The sequence below is a fragment of the Bacteroides helcogenes P 36-108 genome (assembly GCF_000186225.1).
Classification (GTDB): Bacteria; Bacteroidota; Bacteroidia; order Bacteroidales; family Bacteroidaceae; genus Bacteroides; species Bacteroides helcogenes.
Map to the genome: position 1 here is coordinate 761,432 of NC_014933.1, position 15,880 is coordinate 777,311.

6 protein-coding genes are annotated in these 15,880 nt (G+C 45.3%); all 6 read left to right on the plus strand.

Annotation, left to right across the window (positions count from 1 at the left end; all coding sequences use genetic code 11):
- Positions 1–143 precede the first annotated feature (143 nt).
- The 6 genes from BACHE_RS02925 (at position 144) to BACHE_RS02950 (ending at position 15,860) form a co-directional block, all read left to right on the plus strand.
- Positions 144–4,199, plus strand: coding sequence for a hybrid sensor histidine kinase/response regulator transcription factor (locus BACHE_RS02925; RefSeq protein ID WP_041579599.1), 4,056 nt, complete (start codon positions 144–146; stop codon positions 4,197–4,199).
- A 138-nt stretch (positions 4,200–4,337) separates the two neighbouring features.
- Complete coding sequence (locus BACHE_RS02930) at positions 4,338–5,891, plus strand: sulfatase family protein (RefSeq protein ID WP_013546215.1); 1,554 nt, start codon at positions 4,338–4,340, stop codon at positions 5,889–5,891.
- Positions 5,892–6,057: 166 nt separating this feature from the next.
- Positions 6,058–9,147 (plus strand): SusC/RagA family TonB-linked outer membrane protein, encoded by a 3,090-nt coding sequence (locus BACHE_RS02935; RefSeq protein WP_013546216.1) that lies wholly within the window; start codon positions 6,058–6,060, stop codon positions 9,145–9,147.
- A 26-nt stretch (positions 9,148–9,173) separates the two neighbouring features.
- Complete coding sequence (locus BACHE_RS02940) at positions 9,174–10,652, plus strand: RagB/SusD family nutrient uptake outer membrane protein (protein ID WP_013546217.1); 1,479 nt, start codon at positions 9,174–9,176, stop codon at positions 10,650–10,652.
- 263 nt (positions 10,653–10,915) lie between these two features.
- Complete coding sequence (locus BACHE_RS02945; protein ID WP_013546218.1) at positions 10,916–14,080, plus strand: SusC/RagA family TonB-linked outer membrane protein; 3,165 nt, start codon at positions 10,916–10,918, stop codon at positions 14,078–14,080.
- Positions 14,081–14,102: 22 nt separating this feature from the next.
- Positions 14,103–15,860 carry a RagB/SusD family nutrient uptake outer membrane protein gene (locus BACHE_RS02950; protein WP_013546219.1) on the plus strand — a complete coding sequence of 586 codons (1,758 nt, stop codon included), beginning with the start codon at positions 14,103–14,105 and terminating at the stop codon, positions 15,858–15,860.
- Positions 15,861–15,880 lie beyond the last annotated feature (20 nt).

The following is a 15,880-nucleotide window of genomic DNA, read 5'->3' on the forward strand; positions in this document are numbered from 1 at the left end:
TTTCCCAAAAGCCAATATCGTTCAGCAGGCATCCGAAATAATACATTTAAGCAGACACAACCTCAAAAACATACGGACAACCGGAAACTTTTGCACAAAATATTCATATATTTGTGACTGAAATCTTAATAAAGACCTCAAAAGTGCAGAAGTTCATCATCTGGCTATACCTAATTTCAGTATGCATGGTCTCCACAACCCTGCAAGGACAAAATATTACTTTCAGCCATCTGACAACAGATGACGGCTTGTCGCAATTCTCCGTCAACAGTCTTTATACCGATGAAAACGGCATTTTATGGATCGGTACGCGTGAAGGACTGAACCGATATGACGGAGAAGATATACAAACCTACAAGCTGAGGAAGAACGATCCCAACAGTCTCTTCTGCAATACAGTGCTGCGTCTGACAGGCAATCATAACGGAAAAATCTACTTGCTCTGTACGGAAGGTGTAGCTGAGTTCAACCTTGCCACACAGAAATTCACCACCCTGATACAGGGAAATATCAGCAGTATCTACTATAACAACGGGCTTTTCATTGGAAAAAAGAACGAACTCTATCGTTACAACGAACAAACCGGAAACTTCAATCTCTACTACCAACTGGCAGGCGAGAATCTGGAGATCTGCTGCATGCATCTGGACAAAGGACAATTTTGGCTCGGAACTACCGGCAATGGAGTATATCGACTGAATTTGAACAGCAAAGAACTGAGCCATCCCATCTTGAAAGGAAATATCACCAACATCTATCAGGACAGCAAAGGCGAGTTATGGATAGGAAGCTGGAAAGAAGGCCTGTACAGGGTAAAGACAAACGGGGAAATCAGCAATTTCAGGAACGATCCCAACAATTCCCGCAGCATTTCTTCGGACTTTGTAAGGGCATGCTGCGAGGACAATCTGGGAAACATCTGGATTGGCACTTTCAATGGGCTGAACTGCTACGACAAGAATACAGGATACTTCCAGAACCATACTGCCGGTGACACACAGAGCGACGGACTGACACACTCTTCCATCTGGTGTATTGTCAAGGACAATCAAGGTACTCTGTGGCTGGGTACATACTTCGGCGGAGTCAACTACTTCAATCCCGAATACGAGATTTACACACGCTACACCTACTCACCAACAGAAAAATCCGGCTTAAGCAATCCGGTGGTGGGACGAACCATAGAAGATAAAAACGGCAACCTGTGGATAGGAACAGAAGGCGGCGGACTCAATTTCTATGACCGCCATACAGGAGAATTCAAGTGGTTCCGCACCGGATACACTCCGAACGGCATTTCGCATAACAACATAAAAGCACTCTATTACGACGCTTCCAAAGAGATAATCTGGATAGGCACTCATCTGGGAGGATTGAACAAGTTGGAAATTCCTTCCGGACGCTTCACGCACTATCGCATGGAAACCGACAACCCCGAAACGCTTCCATCAGACATTATCCGTGACATTGCCCCATACCAGAATTTCCTTATCGTGGCAACACAGAATGGCATATGCCTTTTCGACCCTGAAAACGGAAAATGCCGACAGTTGTTTCAGGACACCAAAGAAGGCAAGAAAATAAAGATGGTGGCGGATATCACTTTTGACGACAAGGAAACCCTGTGGATTGCAGCCACGGGAGAAGGCGTGTTCAGCTATCGCTTTGACACAGGAAGGCTGGCCAACTACCGCCATGATCCGCACAATCCGCACAGTATCAGCAATAACAATGTGAACAACATCACGCAAGATAGCAAAGGCAACTTGTGGTTCTCCACTTCAGGCAGCGGACTGGATATGTACCGCCCTGCCACCAATGATTTCGAGAACTTCGATCAGGCACAAAACGGGCTTGCCAGTGACTGCATCTACGAGACGCAAGAGTCACCAACCAGTGGCAAGCTGCTGCTTATTACTAATGAAGGCTTCTCCATCTTCAATTACCGGACTAAACAATTCCAGAATTACAGCACGGAAAACGGCTTTCCATTGACAGCCGTCAATGAAAACGCACTTTGCGTGACTCATGATGGTGAGATATTTCTGGGTGGCACACAAGGCATGATTTCTTTCCATGAAAAACAACTGAACTTTACGCCGAAACCATACAAGATTATCCTTTCACGTCTCATCGTGAACGGAACGGAGATAAAGACAGGAGATAACACGGGCATCCTGCGGCAATCATTGTACTGTACGTCCGAAATTACCCTCAATGCCAACCAATCCATGTTCAGTATCGAGTTTGCCACCTCCAACTATGTAGCTGCCAATAAAGACGACATCATCTACAAACTGGAAGGTTTCTCCAACGACTGGAACAACACCCGTGGCCTGCATACCATCACCTATACAAATCTGAATGCAGGTACTTACAACCTGATTATCAAGCCTGATAGAAAAAGCGAAAGTCTCTGTCCGCAGGTACACCTGACAATCCATGTACTGCCTCCTTATTATAAAACTCCCCTTGCCTGCCTTATCTACCTGGTAGTGGCTGGAGCATTGCTGTGGTACTTAGTACGTACTTACAAATCAAGAATCAAGCTGCGCGAATCCCTGAAGTATGAACAGAAACATATTCAGGATGTAGAAGCCCTGAACCAGTCGAAGCTTCGCTTCTTCACCAATATCTCACATGAGTTCCGCACACCTTTGACATTGATTGTAGCCCAAGTGGAGACATTGCTACAATTGCAAAACTTCACTCCTTCCATATATAATAAGGTATTGAGTATCTACAAAAACAGTATCCAATTGAGAGAACTGATCACCGAGTTGCTCGACTTTCGCAAACAGGAACAAGGCCACATGAAGATAAAAGTAAGCCCACACAATATAGTGAACTTCCTTTATGAGAATTACCTGTTATTTCTGGAATACGCCAGCACCAAACAAATCTGTTTCAACTTTGAAAAAGAAAGTGACAGTCTGGAAGTGTGGTACGATCAGAAACAAATGCAGAAAGTAATTAACAACCTGCTTTCCAATGCCATCAAACATACGGTAGCAGAAGACACCATCACCCTCAGCATCAAGACGGAAGGCGATAATGCAGTGATCCGAGTAACCGATACAGGCAGCGGCATGGACGCCGGGGAAGTAGACAAAATATTCGACCGATTTTACCAGATAGAGCAAATAGATTCCGCCGATTCGGGCAAAACCGGTACGGGCATCGGGCTGGCACTGACCAAAGGTATTGTCGAACTGCATCACGGAGGCATCCGCGTGGAAAGTGAACTTGGCAAAGGAACCAGTTTCATTGTAAACCTGCAACTGGGCAACGAGCAGTTTGAGGAGGCCCAAATCAACAAACATGCAGACAGCGTACATCAAATAGAAGTCTCCAGACCAGAAACAGACGCCTTATTGAAAGCCGAACTGGAAGAAAACGCCCCAAACAAACGCCTACCGGATGCCAAAATTCTGATTGTAGAAGACAATGATTCCATACGCGGAATGTTGGCAAACATATTCAAGCCTTTTTATGAAGTGCTGACCGCCTCAGACGGCAGGCAAGGACTCACCCTTGTACATAGCGAAATGCCCAACATCGTGGTCAGTGACGTGGTTATGCCCCAAATGTCAGGAACAGAACTGTGCAAGCATATTAAAAGTGACTTCAACACCTGCCACATCCCCGTAGTATTGCTGACGGCACGTACAGCCATCGAACAAAACATCGAGGGTCTGCGCATCGGAGCTGATGACTATATCACCAAACCATTCAACACCAACCTGCTGATATCCCGTTGCAACAATTTGGTGAATTCACGCATCCTGTTGCAAGAAAAGTTCAGCAGGCAACCACAAGCTTTTGCACAAATGCTTGCCACCAACCCCATGGATAAGGAAATTTTAGACCGGGCCATGATTGTCATAGAGAAGCATCTGGATGACACCGAATTTAATGTCAATGTTTTTGCCCGCGAGATGGCAATGGCGCGTACCAACCTGTTCACCAAATTGAAAGCAATCACCGGACAGACTCCGAATGACTTCATACTCACCATCCGTTTGAAAAAAGGAGCATTGATGCTGCGCAACAATCCGGAACTGAACATCACCGAAATCTCTGACAGAATAGGTTTCAGTTCATCACGCTACTTTTCGAAATGCTTTAAGGACGTATATCATGTCAGTCCGCTGGCCTATCGCAAAGGTGAAGATTCTGACAAAGAAGAGAAAGGATGAGATATATCCGGAAGCATCTGCATTAGGACAACCACGCTTTTGTACGTTTTCTCCCCTCCTCCGTACTTCTTCACACATGCATCATCAAACTCTGCTTTATCTTTGGACTCAAAAATCAAACTTTTAAAGTCCGAAAACATGAGACATCTTTCTTCACTTCTACTTCCAAGCGCAGCACTTTTAGCCGGATGCGGAAATGCTTCCAAACAAGAAGCCAAAAACAATCAGCTCCAGAAGCCGAACGTAATCTATTTGATTGCGGACGATCTTGGTATCGGTGACCTGAGTTGTTACGGCGCTACCCAAATAAGCACCCCAAATATTGACCGCCTTGCCGGCCAGGGCCTGCAGTTCACCAACGCTTATGCAACATCTTCCACCAGCACCCCATCCCGCTTCGGGCTACTGACCGGAATATATCCTTGGAGACAGAAAAATACAGGTATCGCTCCCGGCAACTCCGAACTGATCATAGACACAGCATGCATCACTATGGCCGATATGTTCAAAGAAGAAGGTTATGCAACCGCCGCTATCGGAAAATGGCATCTGGGATTAGGACCAAAAGACGGTACAGACTTCAACCACCGCATCAGCCCCAATACACAGGATATAGGCTTTGATTACGAATATATCATACCTGCCACCGTGGACCGCGTTCCCTGTGTATTCGTCGAAAACGGATATGTGGACGGGCTCGACCCGAACGATCCCATCACCGTAAGCTATGACCACAAAGTAGGAAACTGGCCCACCGGACTGGAGAATCCTGAACTCGTGAAAATGAAACCAAGCCAGGGACACAACAATACCATTATCAACGGTATTCCACGCATCGGCTGGATGATCGGCGGCAAATCCGCCCTTTGGATAGACGAAGACATTGCTGACATCATTACCGACAAAGCCAAAAACTTCATTGCAGCCCACAAAGACGAACCTTTCTTCCTATATATGGGTACACAAGACATTCATGTCCCCCGTATTCCTCATCCTCGTTTTGCCGGCAAAAGTGGTCTGGGTGTACGCGGTGATGTCATTCTGCAACTGGACTGGACAGTCGGAGAAATTATACACACACTGGACAGTTTGAATCTTGCAGACAATACCATCTTCGTATTCTGCAGCGATAACGGTCCTGTCATTGACGATGGCTATCAAGACCAAGCCCGCGAATTACTGAACAGGCATACCCCGATGAAGCACTACCGCGGTGGAAAATACAGTGCCTTTGATGCAGGAACGCGCATTCCTTTCATCGTACGCTGGCCCAATGGAATCAAACCGGGCAAGCAACAGGCCCTATTCTCCATGATTGATGTTTATGCTACCCTGGCAGCACTGCTCAACCATCCCCTACAACCGGGTACTGCACCGGACAGCCGCGACCAGTCGGGCAACTTTATGGGAACAGATACTGCCGGATGCGGCTATGTGATACAGCAAAACCTGAATAATACACTGGCTATCATCCGAAATGAATGGAAGTACATAGAACCCAGTGAAAAACCCGCCTTGGAATACTGGACCCGGACGGAAACAGGTAACGATCCTAACCCCCAACTGTACAATCTATCTGTCGATCCTTCTGAAAAACACAATGTAGCAAAAGAATATCCGGACAAAGCAAAAGCTCTCTCTGCACTATTAGAAGACGTTAAAGGAGCTAAGAATCAAAAGGAAAGAAAATAACACTGGTAAGATAATTGTTCGCGGATTTGTACGGATTCGTACAATTTGCGAACAATTGACTAATGCTTATACCCCTCTCTTCCCATACATTTGCAATGTGATTTAATTGTTTTCTGAGTGATAAACAAGAGATCAACCTTTATTAATAACCATTAAATTAATATTTATGAGACAAAAATCCATCTTTTTAAAATCCTTAGGTATCATGCTACTTTCTGTACTATTTGCCACACAGGCAAATGCACAGAACCTAACGGTAACCGGTACAATAACCGACAACTTAGGTCCGGTAATAGGTGCTTCCATCCAAGTAGAAGGAACCAGCAACGGCTGCATCACGGACATTGACGGAAACTACACCCTCCACAACGTATCTTCCGACGCAATTCTCGTATTCTCCTATATTGGCTATCGGACACAGAAAATCTCAGTGGACGGAAAAACAAAGATCAATGTGAAATTGGCGGAAGACAGTCAATTATTGGAGGAAGTAGTAGTTGTTGGCTACGGCGTGCAACGTAAAAGCGACCTGACAGGCTCAGTAGTATCGGTAAAAGCTACCGAAGCCTTGAAGAGCACCCCCTCCGGCAATGTTTCGGATGCCTTGCAAGGACGTATGGCGGGTGTGTCCGTAATTTCGGGCTCAGGCGACCCGAGCAGCGACAACACCATCCGTGTACGTGGCATCAATTCCATTACTGCCGAGACAGGTCCATTGGTAGTAATCGACGGTTTTATCGGCGGCTCCCTGAAATCCTTGAATCCTTCCGACATCCAATCCGTAGAGGTCTTGAAAGATGCCTCGGCAACTGCTGTTTACGGTTCTCGTGGAGCCAATGGTGTGATTCTTGTCACAACCAAAACTCCCAACAAAGATAAGTTGACCGTATCATTTAACACCTTTGCCAACCTCAAAACGGTTTCCAAATATCCAGATAACCTTTCTCCATACGAATATGCTCAACTGGCCAATGACTATGGCAAAGAATATTTTGAATCCCAAGGCAAACCGGCCAAAGTATATTATACTCCAGAACAACTGGAGACTTTCAAAAACGGAACAAATCCCGGTTTCGACTATTCCAAAGAAATCTTCCGAAGTCCGGCTCTGACCCAAAACTACGAGATGTCTGTTTCAGGTGGTGGTGAAAGAACTACTTTCCTCGCATCTTTGCGCTATGAAAACAGCCAAGGTACTATTAAAGAATCAGAAAACAGTGTTTACAGTTGGCGTTTGAAAGTAGATACCAAAATAAAAAAGTGGCTAAAAGCGGGAATGAATATCTACGGTTACTACAATGAATCGTCAAAACCCCGTATCACCCAATACGACGGTTTGATACAACAAGCGATGTATTTCCCTAATACCATTATGCCGAAAAAAGAAGACGGAAGTTACAACAATACTTTCCCCGACGGCAACAAAAGCTATAATCCCATGGGAATGATCTGGGAAAGTAAGACTTGTGACAAAACCCTCAATAACCGTATGCAAGGTTATGTACAATTCGATATCATAGATGGGCTGAGTTTCCGTTCGCAACTGGGTGTGACCTTCGAGAACCGCCTAAACCGTTCGGCAGAAAATGAGAAAAGCTACAACTATTTCAAGAACAACCAAACACAAGCCCAAGCCCGCAGCTATTGGAACAGTGGTTGGTTAAACACCAATACACTAAGCTATATAAAAGAGTTCAATGCAAACCACCGCATCAATGCAACCGCTGTATTCGAGCAAGCATACGGCAATGATTATAGCCACACGGGCATAGCTGCCAATTTAGCATATCCCGACCGTTTAGGCTGGAATGCTTTGGGCTATTCTGAAGCCGATATGGCCAGAATAGGTTCCGAAGCTTCCATTACCACCCTCATGTCCGGCATGTTGCGCGTAAACTATGTATTCATGAACCGCTATATGCTGACTGCTTCCATCCGCGCCGATGGTTCCTCACGCTTAAAAGACAAATGGGCTTACTTTCCTTCTGCCGCCCTGGCCTGGGACATCAAACAGGAAAGCTTCATGAAGGAAACGGATGTAATTGATCAATTAAAGTTACGCGTAGGCTACGGTTCCGTAGGCAACCAATCAGTGACAGCCTACCGCATCTATTCCCAAATGACTCCAGTAGTCAATTCCGACGGTAGCACATCTTACTCCGTGGGACGTCCTGCCGCCCCTTATCTGAAGTGGGAACGCAATGACCAGTTCAATGTAGGAGTTGACCTTGGCTTTCTGCACGGACGCTTACGCATAAACGCCGACTGGTATAGTAAAATATCCAAAGACATCCTCCTTGAAGTAGCCCAACCGGCCCACATGGGGTTCACCGGCTTATTGAAAAATGCAGGTGAAATAAAGAATACAGGTATCGAATTCACCGTAAGCGCCGATCCCATCACCGGCAAAGCATTCAGTTGGCATTCCGACTTAACTTTATCACATAATAAAGGAACCTTCAATAAAATTCCCACTTATAACCACCGCCAGCAACAAGCCGGAAACTTTGAGAACCAATTATTCCAAATGATCGAAAACGAAAAGTTAGGTACATTCTGGGGATATAAATATCTTGGTGTATGGCAAGAAAACGAAGTGAAAGCTCCTTTTGTCGATGCAAATGGAAAAGCCAACGGCAAAACCGTGGGTGAAACCTACAAGATACAGGCCGGAAATGCCAAATATCTGGATACCAATCAAGACGGTGTTTACAATGATAATGATGCAAGTATCATCGGATGTGGACAGCCCGTATTTAACTGGGGATGGAACAACAGTTTCAATTATAAGAACTTTGACATCTCATTTTTCATCGTAGGTTTTCATGGCTTTGACATATACAATGCCACTGACCAAATAGGATATAATAATATCAACGGACAAAACGTATTCGGCGTGACTCCCAAAAAGGCTTTCCTGAACCGCTGGACCAAAGAAAATACAAACACGGACATTCCGGGCTTCGTTTATGGCAAGGGAGATCTAAAAGTTTTCAGCGACCGCTTCGTGGAAGATGGAAGCTTCATCAAGATGAAAAGTATCACCATAGGCTATACATTGCCGACAAATACCTGCAAAGCTATGGGCATCAATAATCTGCGCATCTATGCCTCTATCCAAAATCCATTTCACATCACTGACTATTCAGGTCTGGATCCTGAAGCTGCCATGGGCACACCCTTGACACAAGGTGTAGATTGGGCCGCTTATCCCAACAGCCGCAATTATTTAATCGGCCTGAACTTCTCATTCTAATCTAATCCAATAAATAAAAAAGTAACATGAAAAAGATATTATACATGACCTTCGCAAGCAGCTTGCTTTTAACGGCATCTTGCGTAGATTTAAATCAGGAACCGTTATCCTTCATCACTGAAGAAGAATACATCGAATATCCCAAAGATGTGGCTTCTACTGCAAAAGGCGTAACTGCCCTTTATCATGATTTGTGGGGCGGAAACTACGGCTTCAATACCCGTCTGCAACGATTAAGCGTATCAGCAGATGATATTACTTATTCACCGACCAAAGCCAACAATCCGTTAGGTTTATTCGAATCGCTTACTCCGAGCATATCCGGCAATGATGCAGACTTCTCAAACCCTTGGATTTTCTTCTACAAAGTCATCAGCAGTGCCAACAAGATAATAGAAGGTACTCCCATTCCTACCACAAAACCCGAAGAAATGCAACAGGTACTCGGTGAAGCATACTTCATGCGCGGACTGTCTTATTTCTATCTGGTGCGTTTGTTCGGTGAAGTGCCCTTAATGCTCACCAAAGCCGACATAAAAGAGGGTGTTCCCCGTACTTCCGTTGCCGAAATCTATGATAAGGCCATCATTCCAAGTTTGACAAAAGCAGCCGAATGGCTTCCTTCCAAAAGTCGTAGCGGTTTCAGCTCCACTCCTTCACAGTGGGCAGCGAAGGCTTGTTTGGCAGACGCCTACATCACAATGGCAGGATGGCCATTAAACAAAGGACAAGAGTATTACGGCAAAGCTGCCGTAACGGCAAAAGACATCATTCTCAATTCCGGACTCAAACTGACGGAAAAATATGCCAACCTGTGGATGGAAGACAAAAAGGAAGAAGCAAATGAGCATTTGTTCGCCCTCCATCACAATGCCAAACAGAAAACGGCCAGCAACTACGGCAAGTCATATTATCCGGCAGATTTCTTCCCCAACGCAGGTTGGTCCGACTATTACGCCAACGAATCTTTCTACCTGAAATACCCCGATGACGATCGTAAAGCCCATAACTTCATGGTCAAATGGCCCGTTTCTAAAAGTAAAGTAGTAAACTATAAAGAAAGCGCCGACGGACTGCCCGCCATCTCCAAATACTATAATTACAATGAAGGTGCTCCCGGCAAAAGCGCACAGGCCAATGGAATCACCTGCATCTACCGCTACGCAGACGTACTCTTAATGTATGCAGAAGCTTCGGTCAGAGCCACCAATACCATAGACCCGTTAGCTCGAAAATCTCTGGAAGAGGTACAAAGCCGCGCACATAGCAGCTTGACCAAGACTACCGATCCGCAATCTTTTATAAATGCGGTATTCGATGAACGGGGTTGGGAATTCTTTGCCGAAATGAAACGCTGGTTTGACCTGGTTCGCTTGCAAAAATTATCTGAAGTCAAGCCGACCGAGTGGGAAGGTTCTCTGTTCAAAGCCAACAGCCATTACTACTTCCCTGTCCCCTCCCAGCAAATACTGCTCACAGAGTGGACCAATAACGCAGGCTATTAACAAAACCAGAATTATAGTACAACTATAAAAGAAGAGGAAAGGCCTTTTAAAAGACCTTTTCTCTTTTGCTTTACTCCATCTCTTTAAAGTCACCGACAACTTGCCGCTCGCTGTTTTTGTACAAATTCGCACCATTTGCGAACAATTAACCAATATTTATCATATATCTATCACATACATTTGCAGCATGGTTTAATTGTTTTTTGCAAGTACCAAATGCAAGACCAACCTTTATTAATAACTAATTAACTGAATTAATATTTATGAAACAGAAAGTAACCTTGATGTTGCTGGCAATTTTTCTCTGTTGTGTTCTTACGGTACAGGCACAGACAGGAAGTCAAGTTACAGGTAAAGTTGTCGATGCCATGGGAGAACTCCCAGGTGTAAGCATTGTAGTGAAAGGCACTACCAACGGAACCACCACAGACTTGAACGGACAATTCATCTTACGGAATGTAAAACCTTCCGATGTGCTTCAGTTTTCTTTCATCGGTTATAAGACGCAAGAAGTAAAAGCAGGCAACCAAAAACATTTCAACATCACGCTGGCAGAAGACGCACAAGCACTGGATGAAGTCGTGGTAGTAGGTTATCAGGAAGTACGCAAGAAAGACCTGACCGGATCTGTATCAAAAGTGAATATGGACGATCTGCTGAAAACCCCTGCCGCTTCATTCGACCAGACTTTGGGAGGCCGCATTGCCGGCGTAAACGTGTCTTCGGGTGAAGGCATGCCAGGCAGTACAATGAACATCACCATCCGTGGCAATAATTCATTGACACAAGACAATACACCGCTTTATATCATTGACGGATTTCCGGTAGAAGATCCGGCCGTAGCAGCAGCAATCAATCCCAACGATATCGCTTCCACCGATGTACTGAAAGACGCCTCCGCTACAGCCATTTATGGAGCCCGAGGTGCTAACGGTGTCATCATCATCACCACCAAACAAGGAAAAGTGGGCAGACCTCAACTTACCTACGACGGCAGTTTCGGTATATCCACAGTATCTAAAAAACTGGACATGATGAGTGCTTACGATTATGTAAAGCTGCAAAGCGAGGTGGAACCTGCCAGAGCCTCCGAAAAATATTTTCCTCTATATGAAGGCCACCAATGGACACCGGAAGACTACCGCGGTACGGCACAGAACAATTACCAGAACGAGATTTTCCGTACAGCATGGCAACAAAACCATAACATACGCCTGGCGGGCGGATCGGAAGGCATACGATATAATGCATCCCTTTCCTATTATGATCAGGAAGGTATCTTACTGAATACTGACTACCAGCGCCTACAAGCCCGTATGAACACACTGGTCAAGCGTGGCAAACTGACTGTCAATTTCAACACAAACTTCTCACGTTCCATCCAAAACGGAGCTTCTCCTTCCTCCAGCTCTTATTCGGGCATGAACAACCTGTTTTACAGTGTATGGGGCTATCGTCCGGTAAATTATCCAGGAAAGCCATTGAGTGCCCTTCTCGAAGATCTTATAGATGATGACGTAGACGCCTCCAATGACTATCGCTTCAACCCGATTGCCGACTTGAAGAATGCCTACCGCAAGTATTACATCAACAACCTCCAATTGAACGGATATATCGAATACGAATTCATCAAAGGATTGAAATTAAAAGTTTCCGGAGGTTACACTTACGACAACCGCCATACAGATACTTTCAATAACTCAAAAACACGTTACGGTGGCCCTACCTCCACCGATAAAGTGAATGCGGAAGTCGTACGCCAACAACGCCTCACATGGCTGAACGAAAATATATTGACCTATCAGACCAACTTCCGGAAAAAGCATTTTCTGAATACGATGGTCGGCGTTACTTTACAAAACTCAGACTATGAGTTTTACTCATACCGCATGAAACAGATTCCTAATGAATCATTAGGCATGGCAGGCATGGGACAGGGCACTTTCGACAAGAGTGCTTCCACCTTGTCTTCTTGGTCTATGCTCTCCTATTTGGGCCGCATCAACTACAACTATAAGTCCAAATATTACACTACCGTATCATTCCGTGCCGACGGCTCCTCCAAGTTCAGCAAGAAAAACCGTTACGGTTACTTCCCCTCAGGCTCACTGGCGTGGAATTTCTCCGAGGAAGGCTTTATGTCCAGTTATAAAAAGTGGCTGTCAAGCGGAAAGCTCCGCTTAAGCTGGGGGCTTACGGGGAACAACCGTATCGGAGAATATGACTATTTGGCCTTATTAGACATGATCAAAAGCCATGTCACCACCGGACTGCCCAACACCGTTTATCCATTTGACAATAACAACGCCAGCGTAGGCGTGGCTCCCATATCATTACCCAACGAAGACTTGAAGTGGGAGACTACCGAACAATGGAACCTCGGAATCGACCTCGGATTCTTCAACGAACGCATCACTCTGACTGCCGATATCTACCGAAAAACTACCCGTGACTTATTGCTGGATGCAACTCTCCCCTATTCGTCAGGCTATCTGACCGCCATAAAGAATATCGGAAAAGTACGCAATGACGGTCTCGAACTTACATTGAATACAATCAACATAGATAACAAGAAGTTTAAATGGACAACTAACGCCAATATATCCTTCAACAAGAACAAAGTATTGGAACTGTCCGAAAACCAGATTGGACTGTTGAGTACAGCCAAGTTTGACCAGAATTTCAACAGCCAGCCCAATTATATTGCCAAAATAGGTTATCCCATGGGAATGATATATGGCTACATATATGAAGGTACTTATAAATATGGCGATTTTGACAAGTCCGGCAACACTTACTCTCTGAAAGGGAATATCCCCCACTATGTAAGTGAAAGCAATACCCAGCCAGGCATGCCCAAGTACAGAGATCTGAACGGCGACGGCATCATCGACACCAATGACCGTACCATGATCGGCCGTGGCTTGCCTATCCATACCGGTGGTTTTACCAACAACTTCGAGTACAAAGGCTTCGACCTGAGCATCTTTTTCCAATGGTCTTACGGTAACGATGTACTGAACGCCAACCGCTTATTATTTGAAAGTGGCTTCCAAAAGAAAAGGGAACTGAACCAGTATGCCAGCTACGCCAACCGCTGGACCCCTGAAAACCCGGACAGCAACATTCCGGCAGCTACTAATTCCAGTTCCAATCTCGTGATCTCCTCACGTGTGGTGGAAGACGCTTCATTCCTGCGTCTGAAAACCGTGACTTTGGGATATAACGTACCGAAAAACTTCCTGAAGAAATTCAGAATAGACAATGCACGCCTCTATCTGGCTGCACAAAATCTATGGACCGTCACTGGCTATTCCGGTTACGATCCTGAAGTATCCATACGCGAGGGCGGTCTCACTCCGGGACTTGATTTCTCGTCCTATCCGCGAGCTTTTTCCGTCAGTTTCGGTATTAATTTAGGTTTCTAATCTCACAAAACATTCAAAATACATGAAAACTTTAAAAACAATTATATTATCTTTCGCTTGTCTGGCAGTGACATCCTGTGATTTTCTGGACAAAGAGCCTACAAAGCTAACCCCCGGAGTTTATTTTAACAATACTGGAGAAGCTGCCTCTTTCCTGACATCCGTATATGCCCCTTTGGCTTCACAGAACTTCTATGGAAACGAATACATGTTCATGGTATGCGGTGATGACCTATCGCACTTTGGTGGCGGACGCAATCCCCAAAGCAGCGGTGCGATAGCCTGCAACAACGCCAATTCAAGTTCACCGCAATTCAGCAACCTTTGGCAAACCCTTTATACCGGAATCGACCGTGCCAATACATTCCTTGAAAATATAGACAAGGCTAACGGAATCTCTGACCAACTGCGCTTGCAATACAAATCCGAAGCTCGCTTTATGCGTGCCTACTACTACTTCACACTGGTACAAGGTTGGGGGGACGTTCCTTTCAAGACATCTTCAACCAACAGTGTGACTGGTCTGGACATCCCGCGCACAGACAAACAAACTATCTATGATTTCATCATTACGGAAATGGCCGAATGCACCGAAGGACTTAGTACAGCGGCCGAATTGGGCTATAAGCCGGGACACGTTTCCAAATCAACGGCATGGGGCATCCTGGCACGCGTATATTTGTTCAGAGCAGGTGAACACTTCCGTGACAAAACCCCAGTCAACGAAACAGCCAACAAGGAATACTTCAAGCAGGCAAGCAATTATGCCCGGAAAGTTATGGGACAGGGACACGACCTGGCTGATAACTACTGGGATGTATTCATAGACCTTTGTTCCAACAAATACAACAGTACCGGAAAAAACGAAAGCATCTGGGAAGTAGAGTTTGCGGGCGATTATACCTCCGAGGTGAGATCGGAAGGACGCATTGGCAACCTGATCGGCATCAAATGTCCGGACCAGTCAAGCGACCAGTCACTGATAGATAAACAAGACCCTGGTTTCGGTTACGCTTACTTTTGGTCAACACCGAAACTATATGAACTTTATGTGAACAACAAGGACATAAACCGCATGAACTGGAATATTGCTCCGTTCGAATACATTGCGGCGGTATCAGGAAAGGGAGTAACCGGACGCCAGTTTGAATACGGCAAAATGGCCGAAGTAAAGAAGCAATACTGGGACATATCTTATAGCTATGGTATAGGGAATATGGCTAAGAAAACCGGAGATTATGAAAAGCCAGAGGCCGAATCCGAAAAAAACTATTCCCGCGCCTGCGGCAAATACCGTAGAGAGTATGAACTCTACGGTTCAAAGAAGAACAAGAATTACACTTCTCTCAACTTTCCTTTGCTGCGCTACTCCGATGTCCTGCTAATGGTGGCCGAAGCCGAGAATGAAGTGAACAACCAGCCTACCACCATAGCTTACCAATGTCTCAATAAAGTGCGCGTACGCGCGGGTATCTCCACTTATCCGGAAGGCAGCCTCGGCAAAGAAGCCTTTCGTCAAGCCGTGAAAGATGAGCGTGTCATGGAACTTTGTTTCGAATACACACGCCGTTATGACTTAATCCGTTGGGGCGAATATGTGAAGAACATGAATGAATTGTCATCACGTGCACAGCAAGGTGCTAATGCCAACTGGGCGACAGGACCCAATTACAGCGTTTACACCTATTTCCAGATTACCGATGCATACAATTATTTCCCGATTCCAGATAGTGAAATGTCCGTAAATAACGCTATCACTCAGAATAATCCAGGCTGGTAATCACCACTCCAAAATCATTT

Bases quoted from the DNA above. Each gene is read 5' to 3' on its own strand.
- BACHE_RS02930 (WP_013546215.1), top strand. From the start codon at position 4,338: ATGAGACATCTTTCTTCACTTCTACTTCCAAGCGCAGCACTTTTAGCC.
- BACHE_RS02935 (WP_013546216.1), top strand. From the start codon at position 6,058: ATGAGACAAAAATCCATCTTTTTAAAATCCTTAGGTATCATGCTACTT.
- BACHE_RS02940 (WP_013546217.1), top strand. From the start codon at position 9,174: ATGAAAAAGATATTATACATGACCTTCGCAAGCAGCTTGCTTTTAACG.
- BACHE_RS02945 (WP_013546218.1), top strand. From the start codon at position 10,916: ATGAAACAGAAAGTAACCTTGATGTTGCTGGCAATTTTTCTCTGTTGT.
- BACHE_RS02950 (WP_013546219.1), top strand. From the start codon at position 14,103: ATGAAAACTTTAAAAACAATTATATTATCTTTCGCTTGTCTGGCAGTG.